Raw genomic sequence first — 19813 nt, 5'->3', positions numbered from 1 at the left:
GATCAAAAAACATATTGTATTTTGAATTCATCCTCCAATTCAGTATCTTTTCATAGAACTTTTTACACTACCATTATTTTTTATATTAAAGCCAAATGGCTGTAATATCAATCTCAATTTGATCTTAAATTCAATAGATCTAGTAACCACTCTAAATAGGATTCTTCTTGATAAATAATTCTAGCTTCAATCGGCATTGAACGTATGATTTCAACAACTTCTCCTGATTTACTAGCCAAAAAGCCTTCTTCTAAACTAACCCTTGCTCGATAAAAGCTAATCACACCTTCTGCTGTTTCATTTTGAATCGTTCCAGGTTCGATAAACTCAACTGTTCCTGAGAGTGTACCGAAACGATAATTATTCACCCCCACAACAGCCACATTGACAGGTTGTCCAACTTCAACTTTACTTCGATCTTGGGCTTGGATGTAACTATCAACGTAAAATCCCTCTTCATCAGTCGCAATCTCACCAACAATTTGATTCTGCTGCAGAGACATACCAATCGAAAGTGGTTGTAAATAGTGAAGGATTCCAGATTTTGTTGCTGTTACGACATGGATTGTATCCTGCTCAGTTGCGACACCTTCATTGGCCCTTAGTTCTGTTAATTGGATTTGAATTTGATTTCTCTTTTCACCAAGTTCACTAAGCAGTTGAAGTCTTGTTTGCTTAGCTTGTGAATAAGGTGTCTCAGCTTGTTCGTTCAGTTGTTTAATTTCTTCTTCAAGTCCTTTAACTTCTGCCTTTTTTGATTCTAAATCAGCTTGGATTTCTCCTTGCTTTTCCATGAGTTTACTTTGACTAGAATCTGTATCCATATTTTCGTAATGTTGATCAATTTCTTTTGTTAGTTGATCAAGCTCTGACTGCTTTACAGTCAGTTTCTGTATGATTGTTTCATCAGGATCAGCTTGTCCTAATTGTTCCTCAATATCAGATACTTCAGCGAGTAAATCTTGCTGTCTAGCTTCTTTTTTCTTTAAATCCTCATTAGATTTTTTAGTCAACTTCTCATCTTCGTCAATTTGTGTCTCAATCTGATTCAATTCCTTTTCTAATTGACTAATCTCTGACTTTAGTTGATCAAATTCTGTCTTTTTCTCACTAATCTCTCGGTTTGTTTTATTCGCATCATAATTCTCTTGGTTCAGCGTATCTAAGTAATAGGCAACCTTGCCGTAGTATTCTAACTCCTTTTCAGTTTGGCTCAATAGATTTTCTTTCTGCTCAATTGCTTGTTCATACTTATCCATAATCAACAACGTATCTTCTAGTTCAGCAATTTGCGCACCTGCCACTGATGCTTGCAACCCTTCATTTCCAGATGATAGCTCAAGAATCACTTGACCCGCTTCAACAAATTGTCCAGCTTCAACATGAATATTCGTGATCACACCTTGTGTTTTCGTTGATAAATAGCTTATTCCATCAACACTGACTGTTCCTTGAGCTTTCACCACATAAGGACGTTTGACAAATTGTGCCCCAACAACTGAAAAAATTAAGCAAAGAACTAGAAAGATAATAAAGACTGTCATGTACCCGGGAGGTCGTTTGTCAAAAAAGACACGTGCATCTTTTAATTCATTGCGAGTATAAAGTTTCATAGACTTACCACCGGCCTAAATAGGTCAACTTCAATTTGTTCTGGGTATTCATTTACCAAAACAGTAATCACGTCACCATTCGATGTTAAGCCTTCTTCATAAAGATATAAATCAAGTTTTGAATGGGCATAGTGGAGATCCTCTCATATCTTGGTTGGTAAGGTTGTTTTAGAGTGACATCATTAATTGTTAATATATAATTGACAAAATTTACTTCATTAAGGTGCCACTGGTATGGCCAATTGATTATCTAACAAAATGACTTCGCTACCGACCTCTATCAAACTCTCTTCCCCAATCGAACCTAATTTTTTTCTGTTCTCAGGTTTTGAAGCGAGTATTGATTCAAGACAAGCAACCCTCTGTGATACAGTAAATGGATAAAAAGGTACTGTACTAAAAATAAAACTTGAAAAACACCAATGATAAACAATGTCGGTAACCCAGTATCCTCTGCGATGAATGATTGAGTAGCTGACACAGTAATGAAAGAGGAAAAGATTATAATTATGATTAAAGCTGCGTATTTATTTTTGTTTGAAAGCATCAAGATTTTATGTAATTTGAGCATAAGTACACCTCCGACAATAAAAATTAAAAGTAAACTCAAATACTCAATATTTGAATCTCAAAAGAAACACTAAGGATAAATAATCCGGCTATTCACCGTTTGTGTACAAGACACATGTGTATCAACTAATTTTAAAATTTTAATCAATCTGGCGTGACCATTTTACATAGTCTCTAATTAATGAAATAGGAAACACAATGATAGAGCCAACTCCAATTGAAAGAGCAATTTCCTTAAATGATAAACTCGAAAACTTACTAAAAAGAAATGCAAGTACAAAGATCAAAATACTCGTTATCATTACTTGAACGATCAAGCTTTGATAATGTAATAGAAAATATTTTTTAAACATTAGTTAACCCCTCATATCTTCATTTAATTATATCTTTCAAAATTCATCTACTGAAATTTTAAAAATAGTTTTCATTATTTCTCAATTCACTAACAAAGCAAAAAGAATTACAATCACCGATAACACAAACACGGGAATAGAGATAATTCCAAGAACTTTTAACCACAATGGCCTATTTTTTATATTTGATATGATATTTTGGTTGTTTTTCCTCATATTCATCTCTCCCCTAATAAATAATTATTTCAATAAATGTTGTATAACACTTAATGCCATACTGTTTCGCCAGTTCCTTTTTATTCAAGAGCACTTTTCTCTTTGCACGTTTTCCTATGACAAACAAATGAATAGAGTCTTGATTCAAAACAAGTAACTCCCCACGATACAATAGACGGATAAGAAGATATTGGATAAAGAATAAAACTTGTAAAACACTAATGATAAACAATGTCGGTAAACTAGTGTCCTCCGCAATGAATGATTGAGTAGCTGAAATGGTAATAAAAGTGGAAACGACTAGCATTATGATTAAAGCTGCGTATTTATTTTTGTTTGATAACATAAGAGTTTTGTGGTATTTGAGCAAAGTGCCTCCCCAATTTCCAAAAATCATCTACTAGAATGCTCATAAACTAGTTTGGTTACTAGGTATATAAGTATTAAAACAGCAATTAGCAGGATACCCTTTAGCAACTCCGGAGCACTAAGTATCGCTAAAAGATAAACAACCAACAAGCCTAGCAATTGTATAGAGATATACTTTATTTTTGGTTCTTGTTTTCTTAGAACGAAAAACACATAGAATAAACTATGATAAACAATAATCGTGTAGTTCCCTTCTCCAAGCTGAAAGTATAGACTAAACAGTAGCACCACTGACCCCATAAGAAACCAACTCGTCTTATACTGATCAAATATCTTTTGTTTTTCTTGATCTGAAACATCCACTTCTTTCAAGTTTACTTTGTTTTCTAGAGTCATCACATGAAAATCAATAAGTAAAATACCCAAAATTGATGTTAAAAAAAGTATATTGTATAATTGAAAGTCTATAATCACCGGTTGAATTAAAAATAAGGCTAACTTTAAAAAAAACAATAAATTATAAATTTTTCGATTCTGATATTTTTTAAAAATCCCATAAAGGGGTATTTGGAAAATTAAAAACCCAGGCCAGACAATAAGTACAACAATAATAGCTTGCATACCTTCTATCTCTTCGGGCGAGGGTCTTAACAATAAACCATACACGAGTGTCCAAACCATACTGATAAATAGTAATTTTGATCTTTGTTTTAACATCTTTTTATATACCTCGCAAATTTTTTAGTGTAGGGGATACAAATATACAATTCTATTAGTATATTTATATCCCCATTATCTATACTTATAATTCTATTACTTAACAGTACCAGTTAAACCAGGTATTATAGCCCAACTAACACCTAGACCCCACTTTACACCTTTACCATGAACATAAGCAGTTACTAAGTTATCAGCAATAACAAAAGCCTGACTATTAACCCAAGTACCAAGGGCTGCACCTGCTAATGAGCCAACTACACCACCTATTGCCCCAAATTTTACTCCCATCCATACGGAATTTATTTTTATAGCTGCAGTTATTGTTGCAACATTGAGTGCTGCACTAAAACCTAGTGCATGAACAATACTCCTTACTGTTCCTTTGTTCATATAGAATCCCCCGTCTAAATACAACATTTCCTCTTGCTCAATTACTGCATAACTTGCTGGTAATACCATTTCCATTCCTAACACTCCTCTTTAATTTTTTATATTAAAGCCTAATGGCTAAAATATCAATTTGATCTTAAATTCAATAAATCTAGTAACCACTCTAAATAGGATTCCTCTTGGTAAACAATTCTAGCTTCAATCGGCATTGAACGAATGATTTCAACAACTTCTCCTGATTTACTAGCTAAAAAGTCTTCGTCTAAACTAACCCTTGCTCGATAAAAGCTAATCACACCTTCTGCTGTTTCATTTTGAATCGTTCCAGGTTCGATAAATTCAACTGTTCCTGTGATCGTGCCAAAACGGTAATTATTCACACCGATAACAGCTACATTAACAGTTTGTCCGACTTCTACTTTACTTCGATCTTGAGCTTGGATATAACTATCAACGTAAAAGCCTTCTTCATCAGTCGCAATCTCACCAACAATTTGATTTTGCTGAAGAGACATACCAATTGAAAGTGGTTGTAAATAGTGAAGGATCCCAGATTTTGTTGCTGTTACGACATGGATTGTATCCTGTTCAGTTGCAACACCTTCATTCGCTCTTAGTTCAGTTAACTGACTTTGAATTTGTGTTCTTTTTTCACCAAGTTCACTAAGTAATTGAAGTCTTGTTTGTTCAGCTTGTGAATAAGGTGTATCAGCTTGTTCGTTCAGTTGTTTAATTTCTTCTTCAAGTCCTTTAACTTCTGCCTTTTTTGATTCTAAATCAGCTTGGATTTCTCCTTGCTTTTCCATGAGTTTACTTTGACTAGAATCTGTATCCATATTTTCGTAATGTTGATCAATTTCTTGTGTTAGTTGATCAAGCTCTGACTGCTTTACAGTCAGTTTCTGTATGATTGTTTCATCAGGATCAGTTTGTTCTAATTTTTCCTCAAGATCAGTTACTTCAGTGAGCAAATCTTGCTGTCTAGCTTCTTTTTTCTTTAAATCCTCATTAGATTTTTTAGTCAACTTCTCATCTTCATCAATTTGTGTCTCAATCTGAGTCAGTTCCGCTTCTAATTGACTAATCTCTGACTTTAGTTGACCAATTTCTGTCTTTTTCTCACTAATCTCTCGGTTTGTTTTATTCGCATCATAAGTCTCTTGGTTAAGCGTATCTAAGTAATAAGCAACCTTACCATAGTATTCCAATTCCTTTTCAGTTTGGCTCAATAGATTTTCTTTCTGATCGATTGCTTGTTCATACTTATCCATAATCAATAAGGTATCTTCTAGTTCTGCAATTTGAGCACCTACGACTGATGCTTGTAACCCTTCATTTCCAGATGATAGCTCAAGAATCACTTGACCGGCTTCTACAAATTGCCCAGCTTCGGCATGAATATTCGTAATCACACCTTGTGTTTTTGTTGATAAATAACTTGTCCCATCAACACTGACTGTCCCCTGTGCCTTTACCACATAGGGGCGTTTGACAAATTGTGCCCCAACAACTGAAAAAATCAAGAACAGAACTAGAAAGATAATAAAGACTGTCATGTACCCGGGAGGCCGTTTGTCAAAAAAGACACGTGCATCTTTTAATTCATTGCGAGTATAGAGTTTCATAGACTTGACACCGGCCTAAACAGGTCAACTTCAATCAATTCTGGGTATTCATTTACCAAAACAGTGATTACATCACCATGCGATGTTAAGCCTTCTTCATAAAGATACAAATCAAGTTTTGAATGAGCATATTGGAGATCCTCTGGCTTGCCTTTAAATTTCACATAAATGCAATTTGGAAATTCAAGACGTTCTTTAATTTGAAAAGAATGTTTGTATTGTTTGTAATCATGCGCTTGAATAAATAATTCGTAATCAGTCGTCAAACTTCCATCATCATGAATCGTCGTTCCTGCATTGCGCGTCACTAATGGACCAAATGTTTGGACTTTGAATAATTGTAGCTGATTTGTGAAATGATTTAATTTCTCCTCAAATTTATCTAACTCAATATTTTTGTGTTGTTTTATTAACACCTGTTTTAAGACTAATTTTTTATTCTGTTTCACTTCAAGTTTAGTCATAAGAAACCTCCTCATCATCATTGCTTTGCTGAGAATTTAAATTTGAACTCCCAACTAAATTAAATCCACCTTGTGCTTTAACTAACTTAGCATAGCGACCATTTTGTTTCATTAAACTTTCATGATTACCTGTTTCAATGATCTGACCGTCTTCAATAAAGAAGATCCGATCACAATTTAATATTGTTGACAAACGATGGGCGATAATAATGGTCGTCTTACCTTGAATCCGTTTAAAAATAATTTCTTGGATTTTTTGTTCACTAAAGGAATCTAAATGTGATGTTGCTTCATCAAATATATATAAATCACTTTTGGCTAATAGGGCACGGGCAATCGCAATTCGCTGCCTCTCTCCGCCAGATAAGTTACTGCCACCTTCCTCAATAATTGCATGGTAACGATTTTGGAGACGCTCGATAAATGTATCTGCGCCGGCTAGTTGGCAGGCTGCAATAATCTCTTCGTATTTGGCATCTGGATTGGCAATTTTTAAATTATCAATGATCGTACCTGTAAATAGGTCAATCTTTTGCGGGATATAAGCGACCTTTTGTCTCAAGTGTTGGTGGTCTAAGTCTGAAAGTTGGTGATCACCAAACTTAATTTGTCCTGACTGCGGGATAATAAATTTTAAGAGTAGCTTCGCAATCGTGCTTTTACCCGCACCACTTTCTCCTACTAGAGCAATCTTTTCACCTTGATTAATCTGTAGGTCAAAGTCTTTTAGCACAGGTGGTCTTGAGCCATAACCAAATGTCACATTCTCAAAGGTTAAATCTGTTTTTAAATCAACGTCTTGAATCCGTTGTTCGGACTCAGAATCTTCTCGTTCCAATGACATCAGCTCACTCAAACGATTCATCGCGACTTGTGCTTCTTGGAAGGTAATTTGTAAACCAACTAAGTTTTGAACAGGTTCAATAAAGAATTGACTCAACGTTTGAAAAACAAGTAAATCACCAATACTGATTTCACCATCGATAATCATGAGCGCACCAACACCAAGGATAAACACATTACCGATTGAATTTATAAACGTTGAGATGAACCCTTGAACATTTTGTAAAACACCTTCTTTATAACCAATTTTTAACGCATGAACAAAGCGATTTTCTAATCGGTGCATTTGTTCTGGTTCATTCGCATGGGCTTTGACCGTATCAATGTTCTGCATTGATTCGATCAGTTGAGCATTAAGCATGGCTCCTGCTTCCATCTGTTCGTAATTGATTTTTCGATAGGGCTTTTTGAAAATATATATAAGAGCAATATTAATTACGACCATAATGAGTAGAATAATAAATAGGTTCGTATTTAGACGCCAGAGTAAAATACTACTAAATAGAGCTAACGTAATATCTAAACCTAGCGATAAAGATACTGACGTAAATATGTCTTTGATTGTCATCGCATCTTGAAAACGAGTAATAATATCCCCGATCTTACGTGAGCCAAAAAAACTATATGGTAGATGAATAATATGATTGTAATAACCCATCATCACTGGTATATCAATTTTTCTCGATAAGAATAGTAGAATATGCTGTCGAAAATATGAAACTAGATTTTGTACTAAACTCACTAAAGCAAACACAATTAGAAAAACATAGAGACTTCTTTTTAGTTGATAAGGAATAATCTCATCCATAATGATTTTCGAGAAAAAGCTTGAAAAAATCCCCAATGCGGTTAGTAACACAGATGCAAGAATAATCACACCCATGAGCTTTTTCTGTGGCAAGATCAGTTGAACGAATAGTTCAAACATGCCTTTATCTTTCATCTTCATCATTTCAAATTCAGTCGTTGGTACCATAAAGATCATTACACCAGAAAATTGCTCGGCAAATTCAGCTTTATCTTTTCTTTCAATCCCTTTAGCTGGATCAGCAATAATCATTTGATCTTTTTTGGTCACCTTATGTATCACAACAAAATGATTGAGTCCTTCTTCTGTTTGGATTTGAGCAATCGCTGGGTAAGTTAAATCAGGAGTAATTTGCTCGACTGTCGTTCGAATGGCTTTTGCATTAAAATTTAGTTTTTCTAAACCATCCATAATCCCTTTCACCGTTGTTCCATACGCATCAGTACCAATAATTTCACGGATCTTCATAATTGTTGATTCTTTTTTGTACCGTAGCATAACGGTCGATACTACAGCTGCCGCACAATCTGAAGCATCATGTTGCATCGTGCACGGCCATTTTTTAAATCGCAATGGATAACCTCCTGTCTTTTAAACTAGATAACTTTGAATAATAAGATGAATCATTGACAATAGGTAATATTATTTAATTAAGTAATTAACATGATATGAATAGATATATTTAACCACTCAACTTTAAATTACCACCAAATAAAGTTAAGTCAATAGTTTTTTCAGAAAAATCAGAATTAATCTCAACTCCAATTCCCCTAATTTTGTTCATAGAGTTAAATTATAGTGTGACTTTTAATTATTCACTCTGTTTACTGTATAAATACAGTAATATTTTCAAGAACAACATAAAACCAGATAACTTCAATTAATCATTCAATTCCATCTCGATCAAAAATAACCATACTTCCATAAAATTATAATGTTTTTTTAACAACACACTTATTTCTCTGTATAATTACAGTAAAATATCTTCTCCACCAAAAAAGACTCACATCCCAAATTGAATGTGAGTCTACTTTTATTTTTTAATAATCATCTTATTAAGTTAGATTGCGTAGTTGATTAACTTTTAAACTCTTCACATTGATCTAAATTTACGATTCAAGCTGCTACGCTTATAGAGCAAGTAAGCAACCCCTACTGACACCACCATCACGGAAATTAAAACATAGCTTTGAACAGAGCCAAAATTATCTGGACCAATTAGTAAAAATGCACCAACCGCTAAAATAATTGGTGTGATCGCTAGCTTCTTCACTTTAATCAGTTGCGGAATCGTGATCGCACCGAGTAAGGCTGGGGTAATGTTATCAAAACCAGGTTTTAATACAGGATGACTTAAGATTGGCGCGAGAGCTTCACCAACAACAAAATTTCCTAAGATTAAGATCGTTATTGTGACCAGTGATGAAACACCGACACTAATGATCGCAATCACGTCACCTCTTTCCGTTCCTGGTTCAACTTCTGCAATTTTTTGTCCTGAGACGACCGCAGGCAATTTCATGTTTAAAATGTTACCGGTAATCGAGCTTAAATACATCGCACCTGCTCCGAAAACTGGGTAATAGGAGATATTCTCAACTACTGCAGTTGGCAGAAATGTTGCAATCAACCCGATCGAGGCCGCAAATATTTGAGTGAACTGCAAAGCAACACCATAGTAATAATGGTCATACTCTAGAAAAAGGGTAGATTAATTTTTTAATGGAGGGCAATCATTTGATTAAAAATAAATTTTTCATGCTAATTACGATCGGCTTTTTACTCGTAGTGACTGGGTGCTCGACGGGTGAGACCGAACCAGTAGATCAAGCCGAAGACATTGAAGGGCTTGAGGTGATCGAGGAACTACCAACTGAGTTAAAATTAGATTTGGATGATTACCTTGACTTACTGTAGCAAAATTCAGATGCAACGATTGAGTATGATAACGTTGAGAAAGTGAATGTTAATGGCCGGGTCTGGGCTGAGTTGACCGGAACAACTGAAGGTTATCCGCTAATTCAAAGAGTCTATGTCGCCAACAAGCGTGCATACGTATTATCTTATGGCGGTAGTATCGAGGAATTTGACAAGTTAATCGATGTTTTTGATGCGATTAATTACTCAGTAGAATTTGTTCATTAATGGTGAAAGCACCTGTCATAATAGATAGGTGCTTTCTCTTTGCTAATTATTGAGTTTGATTCAGGTTCTTATTAGGTAAAATATGAGTCTTTTTACCTATTGTTAGAAAATTCACACTTCTATAATATGGTTGATGTGTCTTCAAATTGCCTTTCTAAAAATTAAAGGGAGAGGAAATCGTTTGATGAAAAAATGGTTTAAGTTTGCTTTATTAGGATTAATTTTCTTTTCATTAGTCGCTTGCCAGTCTGCTGAAGAAAGTACGACTAAACTAGTTTATGATGAAGATGGCTTTACTAATGAAATTGTGTTGATCGCAGAAGGAGATAAGGTCATCGAACAAACGTCAAAAACTGAAACAACTTATGAAGCTTTAGGTGTAAGTACTGCAGAAGAAGCAGAGGAAATGATGGCGGAATTTTTGGTTGGCTATGACTCTACGGAAGGTGTGAAGCATCAGCTCGATTACTTAGATGATCGTTTAGTTGAATCAGTAACAGTCAATTATGACGCTGTTGATATTGATGAAATGTCAGAATTAGCTGGGTCATTCGTTGATGGAGACGCGAGCAAAGGCGTTAGCTTAAAACTGACTGTTGAGATGATGGAAGAAGTGGGTTATAAAATCGTTGATTAATCGTTAGATGGAGTTAGAGCACTTAATCAATAAGGTCGAGTCATTCAGCTAAAATGTGAATGACTCGACCTTGATCTTTTAGTAATCTCCATCACGCCAAAGCACTGTGCTACCTGAGTGCAGTGAACGTTGAACATCAATAATTTTCTGATTCGAACTCCCTCTAAAAGCTAAGTTCAAATCCTTTTTTTCCTCAATAAATTTCCCATCAACGAGTACATCGATTAATTTTAAAAGTTCAATTTTATCATCACTGCCGTTGATTATCTCGTCAAATGTATAGCCACTCCATGACCAAATATCCTTTGTCGAACCAAATTCTGCTCTGACTCTTTTACACAATGACAGCGTCACTTGGGTATTGAGGAATGGTTCGCCACCAAGCAGGGTGAGTCCCTGACAGTAATCGGCTTTTAAGTCTTCGATAATTTGGTCTTCTAGTTCTTTCGTATATGGACTGCCGTAAGCAAAATCTTGAGCTGCTACGTTATAGCACCCGCGACACGCGAACGGACAACCACTAACGTATAGACTGCAGCGAACACCTTCTCCATCGACGAAATTGTACGGCTTATAATCTGCGACATAGCCAAGACTAAATGCCTCGGCAGTCCATGTCATCGGAATCGATTTAATTAGCATCAAATCCCTTCATATGCTTTTTGCGGGAGGAAATTTCCTCATGACGGCCTTCAACCATTGGACGTTTCTGTGGATTGCCTAAGTAGCCACACGTTCTTTTGACAACATCACAAGTCTCGGGGTTGGTATTACCACAGTTTGGACATTCGAATCCATGTTCAGTTGGATTAAAGTCGCCATCAAAATTACATTCATAGCAATGGTCAATCGGTGTGTTCGTGCCTAAATAACCGACACGATCATAAGCATAGTCCCAAACAGCTTCCAATGCTTTCGGATTCGTTTGTAATTTCGGGTATTCACAATAGTGGATAAATCCACCACTTGTATACGGTGCATAAACTTTTTCAAAGTCAATTTTTTCAAATGGCGTTGGTGCTTTGCGAACGTCATAGTGAAAACTATTCGTGTAATAGCCTTTATCGGTAATCTCTTCAATTGCACCAAATTTTTCATGATCCAATCGGCAAAAACGGTCCGTTAAGCTTTCGCTCGGTGTTGAATAGACACTAAAGTGAATGTTCGTCTCATCGCCCCACTTATCTGCCTTTGCCTTCAGAATCCTGCTGACATCTAGCGTGAAGTTTTTCGCTTCAGGGTTGTCCTCCCATGCTTTGCCGTAAAATGCAGCCGCCACTTCGTAGAGCCCGATATAACCTAAGGAAGCCGTTGCTCGTTTATTTAAGAAAAGTTTCGCTACTTCATCTGTTGTTTTCAGTTTTTGTCCGAAAGCGCCGTGTAAATATAATATTGGCGCATTTTCTGGCCTTGCTTCCATCGTTCGCTTGGCTTTAAAGATTAGCGCATCTTTCATCACCGCGAGTCGCTCATCTAGTAAGCCATAAAATTTATCAAAATCCCCGTCTGCTTCAATCGCGATTCTCGGTAAATTTAATGTCACAACACCCAAGTTCATTCGACCTGACGTCACTTCATTGCCATCTTCATCCTGCCACGATTGTAAGAATGAGCGACAACCCATCGGCACCTTAAAACTACCTGTCAGTTCAACAAGCTTGTCATAGCTCAATACGTCTGGATACATCCGCTTCGTTGAACACTCTAGAGCCAATTGTTTAATGTCGTAATTCGGGTCTTTCGCTTCAAGGTTAACGCCTCGCTTCAATGTGAAGACGAGTTTTGGAAAAATTGCCGTTCGTTTTTCTTTACCTAATCCTTTAATGCGGATTTTAAGAATCGATGATTGAATTTCACGCTCTAACCAGCTTGTCCCTAAACCAAAACCAAGTGTCGTGAATGGTGTTTGGCCCTGTGAGGTATAAAGTGTATTGATTTCATATTCTAAGCTTTGCATCGCATCATAAATATCTTTTTTCGTTTTTTCGACCGCAAATTGCCTTTGACGATCAGCACCATCAATCCATTCTTGAGCTGTTTGAAGATTTTTCTCATAGTTTAATTGCGCATATGGTGCTAAAACTTCATCGACTCGATCAAAGCTACAACCTCCGTATTGACTTGACGCCACGTTGGCAATAATTTGTGCTGTTTGTGCTGCTGCCGTCTGAATCGATCTTGGTGATTCCACTTCAGCATTACCGATCTCAAACCCCTCTTCAAACATTGTTTTAAAATCAATCAAACAACAGTTTGTCATTGGCGCATAAGGTGTGTAATCTAAGTCATGATAGTGAATTTCTCCTTTTTCATGTGCATTAGCGACATGTGGAGGCAGCATTCTCAGGCCGATCGTTTTTCCAACACTTCCGGCCGTTAGATCACGCTGGGTATTAAAAACATTACTATCTTTGTTAGCATTTTCGTTCACTACTGTTGGATCCTTATCTAACAATTGGTCAATTTTTTGATTAATATCGCGACTGTTTTTTCGTATATTTTCTTTTTCGATTCGACGTTGAACATAGCTTTCGGCTAAGTCATTCATTTGATGGCTATGTAAGCGTTGCAAAACATATTCATCAATTAAAGACGTATCGATAGAAGCCGGCTTATTTTGTTCGATAATGTCATCAACTTCAGATGTTATCTGTTCGATTGTTTCTTTTAAATAAGGTAAGTTTGACTTTTGCACGGCCTGAATTAATGCATTTCTTATTTTTAAAGGGTCATATTTTTGTGATCGACCATCCCTCTTTTCAATTGCTAGTTTAACAGATGCTCTTTCGACTAATTTCGTGTCTATCATTATGTATTTTCCCCTTTCAATCCAATTCGGTTTATTCGATAAGTTATTTTATAAATCCCATAAAAATCCCTAAAAGGTACGCCCTCCTTAGGGATTTTATTGGTTTTTTTCCTTGGTTGTTCAACATCTTGCGCGATGTGATCTGTTATTTTTAATATATCACGCAATATATGGTGGGTCAATGGACAATTTGTGTCTACATTTAGTGTTTTTTTATTTTTTTGACATTTTAAGCTTGACATCACCCTTCAATTAAGTAAGAGTCATTTTGCCTCTTATGACAACTTTCAATTGGATTAAATAATAAAACAACACACCCAATCAGACTGATAATCTAATTTGGTGTGTTGTTGAATCTGCTAAACTAGTGTTTTCTCTTTAATCATTTTTTTTACTTCATTGGCTGCTTTAACTTTTTCTGATAAACACGGGGAAATTTTTGTTTCGTAATTGCCTGCTCGAATAACTTTCCTTAGCTGATTGATCGTATCACATTCGGGAAGGATGTTGATAATTGAGCCATATTGTAAATGGTGATGCGTGTCACTACCACCAACAACCGGAACATTATACTTTTTCGCAAATTTTCTTACACGCTCTTCAATTCCTGATCCATAAGTATAGAGATCTTTCCCATTTAAGTCATAAGCATCAAACTGCTTAAGTACTGCTCGATCATGGTGAAGCCAAGGTGTTGATTCACGTAATGGATGGGCACCTATTTTTAAAACATTAAAGTCTTCAAGGAGAGCGATTAATTCTTTGACCGTGATAAAGTTTTCCTCATCTTGAAAAGCAACTAATATTTGAGCCATCGTTAGAATATCTTCGCGTGTTCCAATCACTAAGAAATGACCTGTTTCTTTCACATCGACTTCTAGGCCACAAAATACTTTGAGTCCTTCAATCTGATAATAGTCTGCTTGATATGAGAATTCAGTTTCAAGCGTTTGATAGAGTTCAACAATATTTGCTGAATTAAAGTGCTCTGTTATTGCCAGCGCAGTAAGTCCACTTTCCTTAGCTGCTCGCATTTTTTCTTTAAAGCCTTCTAATGAAGTCGTTATTTTTTTCGATAAGTTGGCGTGGGTATGAAAATCAATCTGCATATACATTCTCCTCTATAAAAAGTTAGTTAATTAGGATGGAAATTGGCTTCCAAACCATAAAATCAGCAAAATAAGCATCAATTGTGAAACGATAAAAAGATAGTCTTTCTTTCTAAGTTTTAAATAAGCTAATTTTTGTTTCTTTGCTTCAGGGTTATGCAGCGAATACGAGAAGCCTCGTACTTCTAATGCTTCAACAGTCAACCTTGTTCGCTTAGCGACGTTTAACATCAGTGGATAGAACGATTTAACAAATACTTTGATATAATAGTAGACCATTCGCCATTTTAAAAAACCATGATTTTCTGGCGTTTTCCCACGTAATCTAAACGATTGAAAAATTTGGTGAAATTCATCAATCAAGATCGGAAGCATCCGGTAGGCATAAGAAATTGAAAAACTAAATTGGGCTGGTAATCCGATACTTAGTAAACCATCACTCAGTTTCTCAGGACTCATACTAGCAAAAACAGATACACTCGCAATCGACATGATAAAAATTTTCATCGATAAGGTCAGAAGTGGTAGAACAGCTTGGAGTGAGCCACCACCAAAGATGGCTGAAAAAAACAAAATCGTAAATAGTTCCGTAATAATCCCTATTCCCAGTAAACTCAGGATCAGTGGACTCACTCTTGATACAACTGCTAAAAATGCAGTATAAATGATAATCGTAATTAAAATTGTATTGTTAAACGTGAACCAAGGTAAAAGACTGACAACCAAGTACCAAAAAATTAGCACCCTTGGATCGATTTTAGCCAAGTAAACATCTGGTTTTCCGAAAGCAGTTTTAATCAATTCAAGCTTGATTGTTTCAACATTAAGGACGTTTTTAATTTTAGCCGTTAAATCCATTGACACTTACCTCCTTCACGCGTGCGACAAATTCATCGACTGAGAGTGTTGACTGAATATTTAAGGCAAGACTTAGTTCCGCGATTTGTGGGAGTTTAAGTCCTGCTTGTTTCCAAATTTCAACCCGATCAAACAATAGCTTTGGTGTCCCATCAAATATGACTTTCCCGTGCTCCATCACGATCACACGGGTTGCCCATTCAGCAACAAGTTGCATGTCATGTGTTGCAATCACCACTGTTTTGATCCTATCTCTAATCGAGTGCAAAATATCGACCAATTGTTTTCGGTGGCCGATATCAAGGCTTGCTGTTGGTTCATCAAGCATCATAATCGTTGGTAACATTGCTAAGCCAATTGCGACTGAAGACCGCCGTTGTTGACCACCACTTAATAAACGACCATCAAGTGGGAATAAATGTCGCATATTTAACGATTCAGCAATCTGTTCATAGAGTTCCGTTTGTTCAAGGTTACGGACTTTTCCAAAATAAGTGATATCATTTTTGATCGTATCCTGGATAAACATTTCCTCGGGATTTTGATAGATATAAGAAATATGGCTCGACAATTTTTCCACAGACGTTTTTAATACGTTGATGTCGCCAATTGTGATTTCTCCAGCTTGTGGGCGAATGATTCCTGCCAGGCTTTTCATTAAGGTTGTTTTTCCAGCTCCGTTATTACCAACAATCGCAACTCGATCGCCTTCATAGAGCGTCATTTCGGGAATATCTAAAATGGTTTTTCGTTGCTTATTTAATGTTTTCACTTCATATCGTAGATCGTTGACTGATAAAATTGCTGAACTTGTTGGTCTTAGATTTGGTTTGTGGCGATTAGAATCAGGATAAAAATAATAGTCTTTAAAGTAAGTGACCGCTTCTTGTACCGTAATTGGTAGCTCGTCTTTTGTTCGGTAATCATTAAGCAACATCGCTGCTTGCGTCACTTGTGGCGGATAAATTTTTGCCCCATGTCGTTCAGTAATTTTTAATAAACCCGTTCTCACATCTTCATGCCATTTGACTTGCCCATCTTCAATGAGCGCGACTTGTTTGCAGTAGTTGGCAATGAATTCGGTATGGTGTTCAATCGTGATAATTGTTTTTCCTAAACTTTCATTTAAATATTTTAATTTGTCATAGATTTCAGTTGCATGTTGTGGATCGAGCTGGGCAACAGGTTCGTCAATGATCAGCACTTCAGGATCAAGTGCGAGTGCGCCAGCTAGAGCAGTTAAATGCTTTTGCCCACCACTCAATTCCCAGACTGTTTGGTCTTTGAGATGGGTGATCCCGAGCAGCTCTAATGCGTGCATTGCTCTTTCCTTATAATCGGGGAAGCCGAAATTAAGTGGTGAAAAGGCAACATCTTCGAACACAGTTAGCTTCATTAATTGATTTTCAAAATCTTGATAAACGTAACCAACGAGGTGGCTTAAAACAGAAACAGATAATTCTTTAACTGATTTTCCTTTAACACGTACTTCTCCTTGATAGTCACCAGAAAAATAGTGGGGGATCAGGCCGTTGATCGTCTTACAAATCGTTGACTTTCCACTTCCATTCCCACCAATAATCGCAAGAAAATCACCTTTGTTGATGGTTAAATTTGCGCCTTTTAAGACAGGATCTTCAGCACCAGGATACTGGTAGTGAACATCCTTAACTTCGATAATTGGTTGGTTTATGCTGGCCATTCTTCTGCATCCTTTTTATTTTTATTTGCGAGTTTTATTGCAATCCCGACAACGACAACTAAAATAATTGCTGCGGCAGAGATCGGTAACCAAATAAATCCATCGCCAAATTGTTCAAGAAATTCAGGCTCCCAAACAGCAAAGTTAATATCCATCTCGGCCATGAATTCTGCGACTAGCCCGACAAAGCCTAGGAAAATCGTAATAATGATTAAACGAACTGAAATAAATTCGGTCATCGAACCTCTGTCGTTTTTGACGCGTGGCTTCATCCCCATTAATGGCTCAATTTTCCCGTAAAGTCTTGGCAGTAAATAGAGCGTTGGAATTAAACCAAACAGGATTCCAGTAAAGAGCATGTTATTAACGAAACTGAACGCTTCAATTGCCAAAATACTTTCAGGTAATCCTGCTACGGCCTCGAGCTCCTCTACTCCAAACCAGACTTTTCCGATATCGACGATTGAACCGAGAACTTGATCAATTGTAACGGCCATCAGTGCTGCGATTCCAACTTGCTTTCGATTCGTTGGATCCCTAACAAGCAGTCCTGCGATATACATTGCCAATGTAATTTGTAAAAACCCCTCGACCTCACCAAGTCCGCCAAAATCACCTAATAATAAATCTCCGAAGATGATCGCACCGACTGAAGCGCCAAGTGCTGCATAGAGCGGATGAAATAGAATGACCAAAATAACTGGAATAAATGCTGGATACGAGATTGAAATGTCAATTGGCCCGATTTCAAACTCTGGCAGTAATTCTGTAAATAAATTTGCAAGACCATTAAGCGACATTGCTAAAATAAAAATCATCATTTTCTGTGACTGTGTATACTCTGTTCTCTCTAAACTATTTGGCACGGTTGTTTCCTCCTCTAATTTTGAACTATCTCTATCGTACATAGGAAAGATTAATTTCATGTAAAGAGGCGGTTAAGAGAGGATAAAATAAAGTAAGATAATTTCAATTGTGAAAATAAATTTACACAGAACGATTAGATCTTCGTTTATAATAAGGAAAAATGGTCTAAGGAGTTGATTATTATGTCACTACTTTTAAATCTCGATAAAATGCAGCTGTCAACAAAGCAACAACAAGTGCTCGAAGTTGTTGAGAAAAGAGGCTTTAAAATTGCCTACATGTCGATTGAGGATTTGGCAAAAGAAGCTGAAGTCAGTGTTGCAACCGTTTCTCGCTTTTGGGAGCTCGCCGGCTTTAAGAATTTCAAAGCTTTTAAGACTCATGTAAAAAATCGCATCGAATCAACACCAGAAAATAAGCTGAGAAATTTTATGCTTGATATCGGCGATGATGATTTGTTTAATCGAATTATTGAACAAAACTATGACTACCTTTTTCAGACACACACACACTTAAATCGCCAGGACTTAAAGGATGCTGTTCAAACGATCATAAAATGTGATCGTGTCTTTCTGCATGCCCCCTCTTCTTCAGAAGGTTTGGGAACATTGCTTAGTCACCGATTAAAACGATTCGGCATCCCTGTCGAACGCGTCGCCAAAAGCGGGCATGACATCTTTGAATCAATGATCCATTTTGAAAAAAATGATCTCATCATTATCTTTCAATTTGTAAAACTATTACCTGAATCAAAAGCGCTGCTTGATTATGCGAATGAATTAGGCATTGAGACGATTTTATTTACTGACCAGCTTGTTGCCGATATGAATCAGCTTGCCAATTATGTTTTATATGCTGACAGAGGTGATATTTGGGATTTTCACTCAATGATTGGGCCACTCACAGTTGTGGAAGCATTAATTATGCTCGTTGGTCAAGAGTTAGAAGAAAGCTCAATAGAAAACTTAAAAAAACTAAGCGAACTCCGCAAGAAATATCGAGATATCGTTCCAAATTGATCAATAAAAAACACTTAAATCCCTTGGTGCAATTGGCTTTAAGTATTTTTTAGATTGGAATCTTTCAATGACTGGCAATCATGCGCCCGAGTGGACCATTTTCATCGATAATCTCTTGAATATCATAAACAGAGATCGGAAACATCGGAAAGCCATAAACATATGGCGTCATCTCATAGAGCTGAAAATAAATCACAACCGTCTTATCGGCGATGTAAAAATCCTGATTTGGCTTGATCGCTTGAAACTCCGTCAAAGTCGGGATATCCCGTTGTTTGATTTGCTGTTTAATTAGGTTGGAGAGTTTTTCAACATAATCACTTCCCGGTTTAAACAAGTCTTGCAACTGACAAAGTTGCTCGTTCTTAAGATCAAAAGTTAACGACTTGATAAATGTCATTCCGTGGGCCGCTTGGTAGTGATACGTATAATTTGATAATGATAAACTCAGGACTTGACGTTGATTATTTTTCAGTTCATATAAACCGATCATTTCTTCGACTGTTGTAGGCATATTGTCTGTTTGCTTGTCGATCAGCTCCTGAGTTTGATCGACAATCGCCTGATTGATTAAGTTTTCGAGCCGTTGATTTTTAGTCATGATAGCCCGAGGGAAATAGATTGCCTGCATTATTCATAACTTGATTTTTTATAGGTGATTTGCCCATTAAATTGCCAAAAGTGAATGCCAGTTAG

General features: G+C 36.5%; 19 protein-coding genes. 4 read left to right on the top strand and 15 right to left on the bottom strand.

Annotated features, from left to right (window positions below):
• Nucleotides 1–113 precede the first annotated feature (113 nt).
• The 8 genes from ABD814_RS09170 to ABD814_RS09135 all read right to left on the bottom strand — a co-directional run bounded on the left by ABD814_RS09170 (nt 114) and on the right by ABD814_RS09135 (nt 9637).
• The gene (locus tag ABD814_RS09170; protein WP_344912462.1) at nt 114–1613 is read right to left on the bottom strand and encodes a beta-barrel domain-containing protein; all 1500 of its coding nucleotides are present in this window, start codon (nt 1611–1613) and stop codon (nt 114–116) included.
• A 1152-nt stretch (nt 1614–2765) separates the two neighbouring features.
• Entirely contained in the window at nt 2766–3149 is a 384-nt protein-coding gene (locus tag ABD814_RS09165; RefSeq protein WP_344912460.1) for a hypothetical protein, read from the bottom strand.
• Nucleotides 3146–3838 carry a hypothetical protein gene (locus ABD814_RS09160; protein WP_344912458.1) on the bottom strand — a complete coding sequence of 231 codons (693 nt, stop codon included), beginning with the start codon at nt 3836–3838 and terminating at the stop codon, nt 3146–3148. The genes ABD814_RS09165 and ABD814_RS09160 overlap by 4 nt, the downstream gene beginning before the upstream one ends.
• A gap of 96 nt (nt 3839–3934) precedes the next feature.
• Entirely contained in the window at nt 3935–4306 is a 372-nt protein-coding gene (locus tag ABD814_RS09155; RefSeq protein ID WP_344912456.1) for a hypothetical protein, read from the bottom strand.
• Nucleotides 4307–4356: 50 nt separating this feature from the next.
• On the bottom strand, nt 4357–5856 hold the full coding sequence (locus tag ABD814_RS09150; protein ID WP_344912454.1) for a beta-barrel domain-containing protein: 1500 nt from the start codon (nt 5854–5856) through the stop codon (nt 4357–4359).
• Nucleotides 5853–6320 carry an AraC family transcriptional regulator gene (locus tag ABD814_RS09145; protein ID WP_344912453.1) on the bottom strand — a complete coding sequence of 156 codons (468 nt, stop codon included), beginning with the start codon at nt 6318–6320 and terminating at the stop codon, nt 5853–5855. Before ABD814_RS09145 ends, ABD814_RS09150 begins: the two co-directional genes overlap by 4 nt.
• Nucleotides 6313–8544, bottom strand: a complete 2232-nt coding sequence (locus tag ABD814_RS09140; protein ID WP_344912451.1) for a peptidase domain-containing ABC transporter — start codon at nt 8542–8544, stop codon at nt 6313–6315. Before ABD814_RS09140 ends, ABD814_RS09145 begins: the two co-directional genes overlap by 8 nt.
• 520 nt (nt 8545–9064) lie before the next feature.
• On the bottom strand, nt 9065–9637 hold the full coding sequence (locus ABD814_RS09135) for a hypothetical protein (protein WP_344912449.1): 573 nt from the start codon (nt 9635–9637) through the stop codon (nt 9065–9067).
• 71 nt (nt 9638–9708) lie between these two features.
• Between ABD814_RS09135 and ABD814_RS09130 the strand changes: the two genes are divergently transcribed.
• The 3 genes from ABD814_RS09130 to ABD814_RS09120 all read left to right on the top strand — a co-directional run bounded on the left by ABD814_RS09130 (nt 9709) and on the right by ABD814_RS09120 (nt 10753).
• Nucleotides 9709–9888: a hypothetical protein gene (locus ABD814_RS09130; RefSeq protein WP_344912446.1), complete on the top strand. Its 180-nt coding sequence runs from the start codon at nt 9709–9711 to the stop codon at nt 9886–9888.
• A gap of 42 nt (nt 9889–9930) precedes the next feature.
• The gene (locus ABD814_RS09125) at nt 9931–10116 is read left to right on the top strand and encodes a hypothetical protein (protein ID WP_344912444.1); all 186 of its coding nucleotides are present in this window, start codon (nt 9931–9933) and stop codon (nt 10114–10116) included.
• Nucleotides 10117–10300: 184 nt separating this feature from the next.
• Nucleotides 10301–10753: a DUF1307 domain-containing protein gene (locus ABD814_RS09120; RefSeq protein WP_344912442.1), complete on the top strand. Its 453-nt coding sequence runs from the start codon at nt 10301–10303 to the stop codon at nt 10751–10753.
• A 78-nt stretch (nt 10754–10831) separates the two neighbouring features.
• Here the strand turns inward: ABD814_RS09120 and nrdG are convergent, their stop codons facing one another.
• The 6 genes from nrdG to ABD814_RS09090 form a co-directional block, all read right to left on the bottom strand.
• The gene (gene nrdG / locus ABD814_RS09115) at nt 10832–11395 is read right to left on the bottom strand and encodes an anaerobic ribonucleoside-triphosphate reductase activating protein (RefSeq protein ID WP_344912440.1); all 564 of its coding nucleotides are present in this window, start codon (nt 11393–11395) and stop codon (nt 10832–10834) included.
• On the bottom strand, nt 11385–13562 hold the full coding sequence (gene nrdD / locus ABD814_RS09110; RefSeq protein WP_344912438.1) for an anaerobic ribonucleoside-triphosphate reductase: 2178 nt from the start codon (nt 13560–13562) through the stop codon (nt 11385–11387). Before nrdD ends, nrdG begins: the two co-directional genes overlap by 11 nt.
• A 359-nt stretch (nt 13563–13921) precedes the next feature.
• Nucleotides 13922–14671: a PHP domain-containing protein gene (locus tag ABD814_RS09105; RefSeq protein WP_344912436.1), complete on the bottom strand. Its 750-nt coding sequence runs from the start codon at nt 14669–14671 to the stop codon at nt 13922–13924.
• Between the two features lie 30 nt (nt 14672–14701).
• A complete protein-coding gene (locus tag ABD814_RS09100) occupies nt 14702–15529 on the bottom strand; it encodes an energy-coupling factor transporter transmembrane component T family protein (protein ID WP_344912434.1) in 828 nt (275 codons plus the stop codon).
• Nucleotides 15513–17231: an ABC transporter ATP-binding protein gene (locus ABD814_RS09095; RefSeq protein ID WP_344912431.1), complete on the bottom strand. Its 1719-nt coding sequence runs from the start codon at nt 17229–17231 to the stop codon at nt 15513–15515. Before ABD814_RS09095 ends, ABD814_RS09100 begins: the two co-directional genes overlap by 17 nt.
• The gene (locus tag ABD814_RS09090; protein ID WP_344912429.1) at nt 17219–18097 is read right to left on the bottom strand and encodes a DUF8171 family membrane protein; all 879 of its coding nucleotides are present in this window, start codon (nt 18095–18097) and stop codon (nt 17219–17221) included. Before ABD814_RS09090 ends, ABD814_RS09095 begins: the two co-directional genes overlap by 13 nt.
• Nucleotides 18098–18280: 183 nt before the next feature.
• Here ABD814_RS09090 and ABD814_RS09085 point away from each other — a divergent pair, with 183 nt between their 5' ends.
• Nucleotides 18281–19117, top strand: a complete 837-nt coding sequence (locus ABD814_RS09085; RefSeq protein ID WP_344912427.1) for a MurR/RpiR family transcriptional regulator — start codon at nt 18281–18283, stop codon at nt 19115–19117.
• A 64-nt stretch (nt 19118–19181) separates the two neighbouring features.
• On the opposite strand, the gene ABD814_RS09080 is transcribed toward ABD814_RS09085, so the two are convergent.
• Nucleotides 19182–19718, bottom strand: coding sequence for a DUF3298 and DUF4163 domain-containing protein (locus ABD814_RS09080; RefSeq protein ID WP_344912426.1), 537 nt, complete (start codon nt 19716–19718; stop codon nt 19182–19184).
• Nucleotides 19719–19813: the final 95 nt, after the last annotated feature.

Source organism: Amphibacillus indicireducens, assembly GCF_039539605.1.
GTDB classification, from domain to species: domain Bacteria; phylum Bacillota; class Bacilli; order Bacillales; family Amphibacillaceae; genus Amphibacillus; species Amphibacillus indicireducens.
The sequence above is the reverse complement of the archived record's forward strand: the minus strand, read 5'-3'. Positions and strand labels throughout refer to the sequence as shown.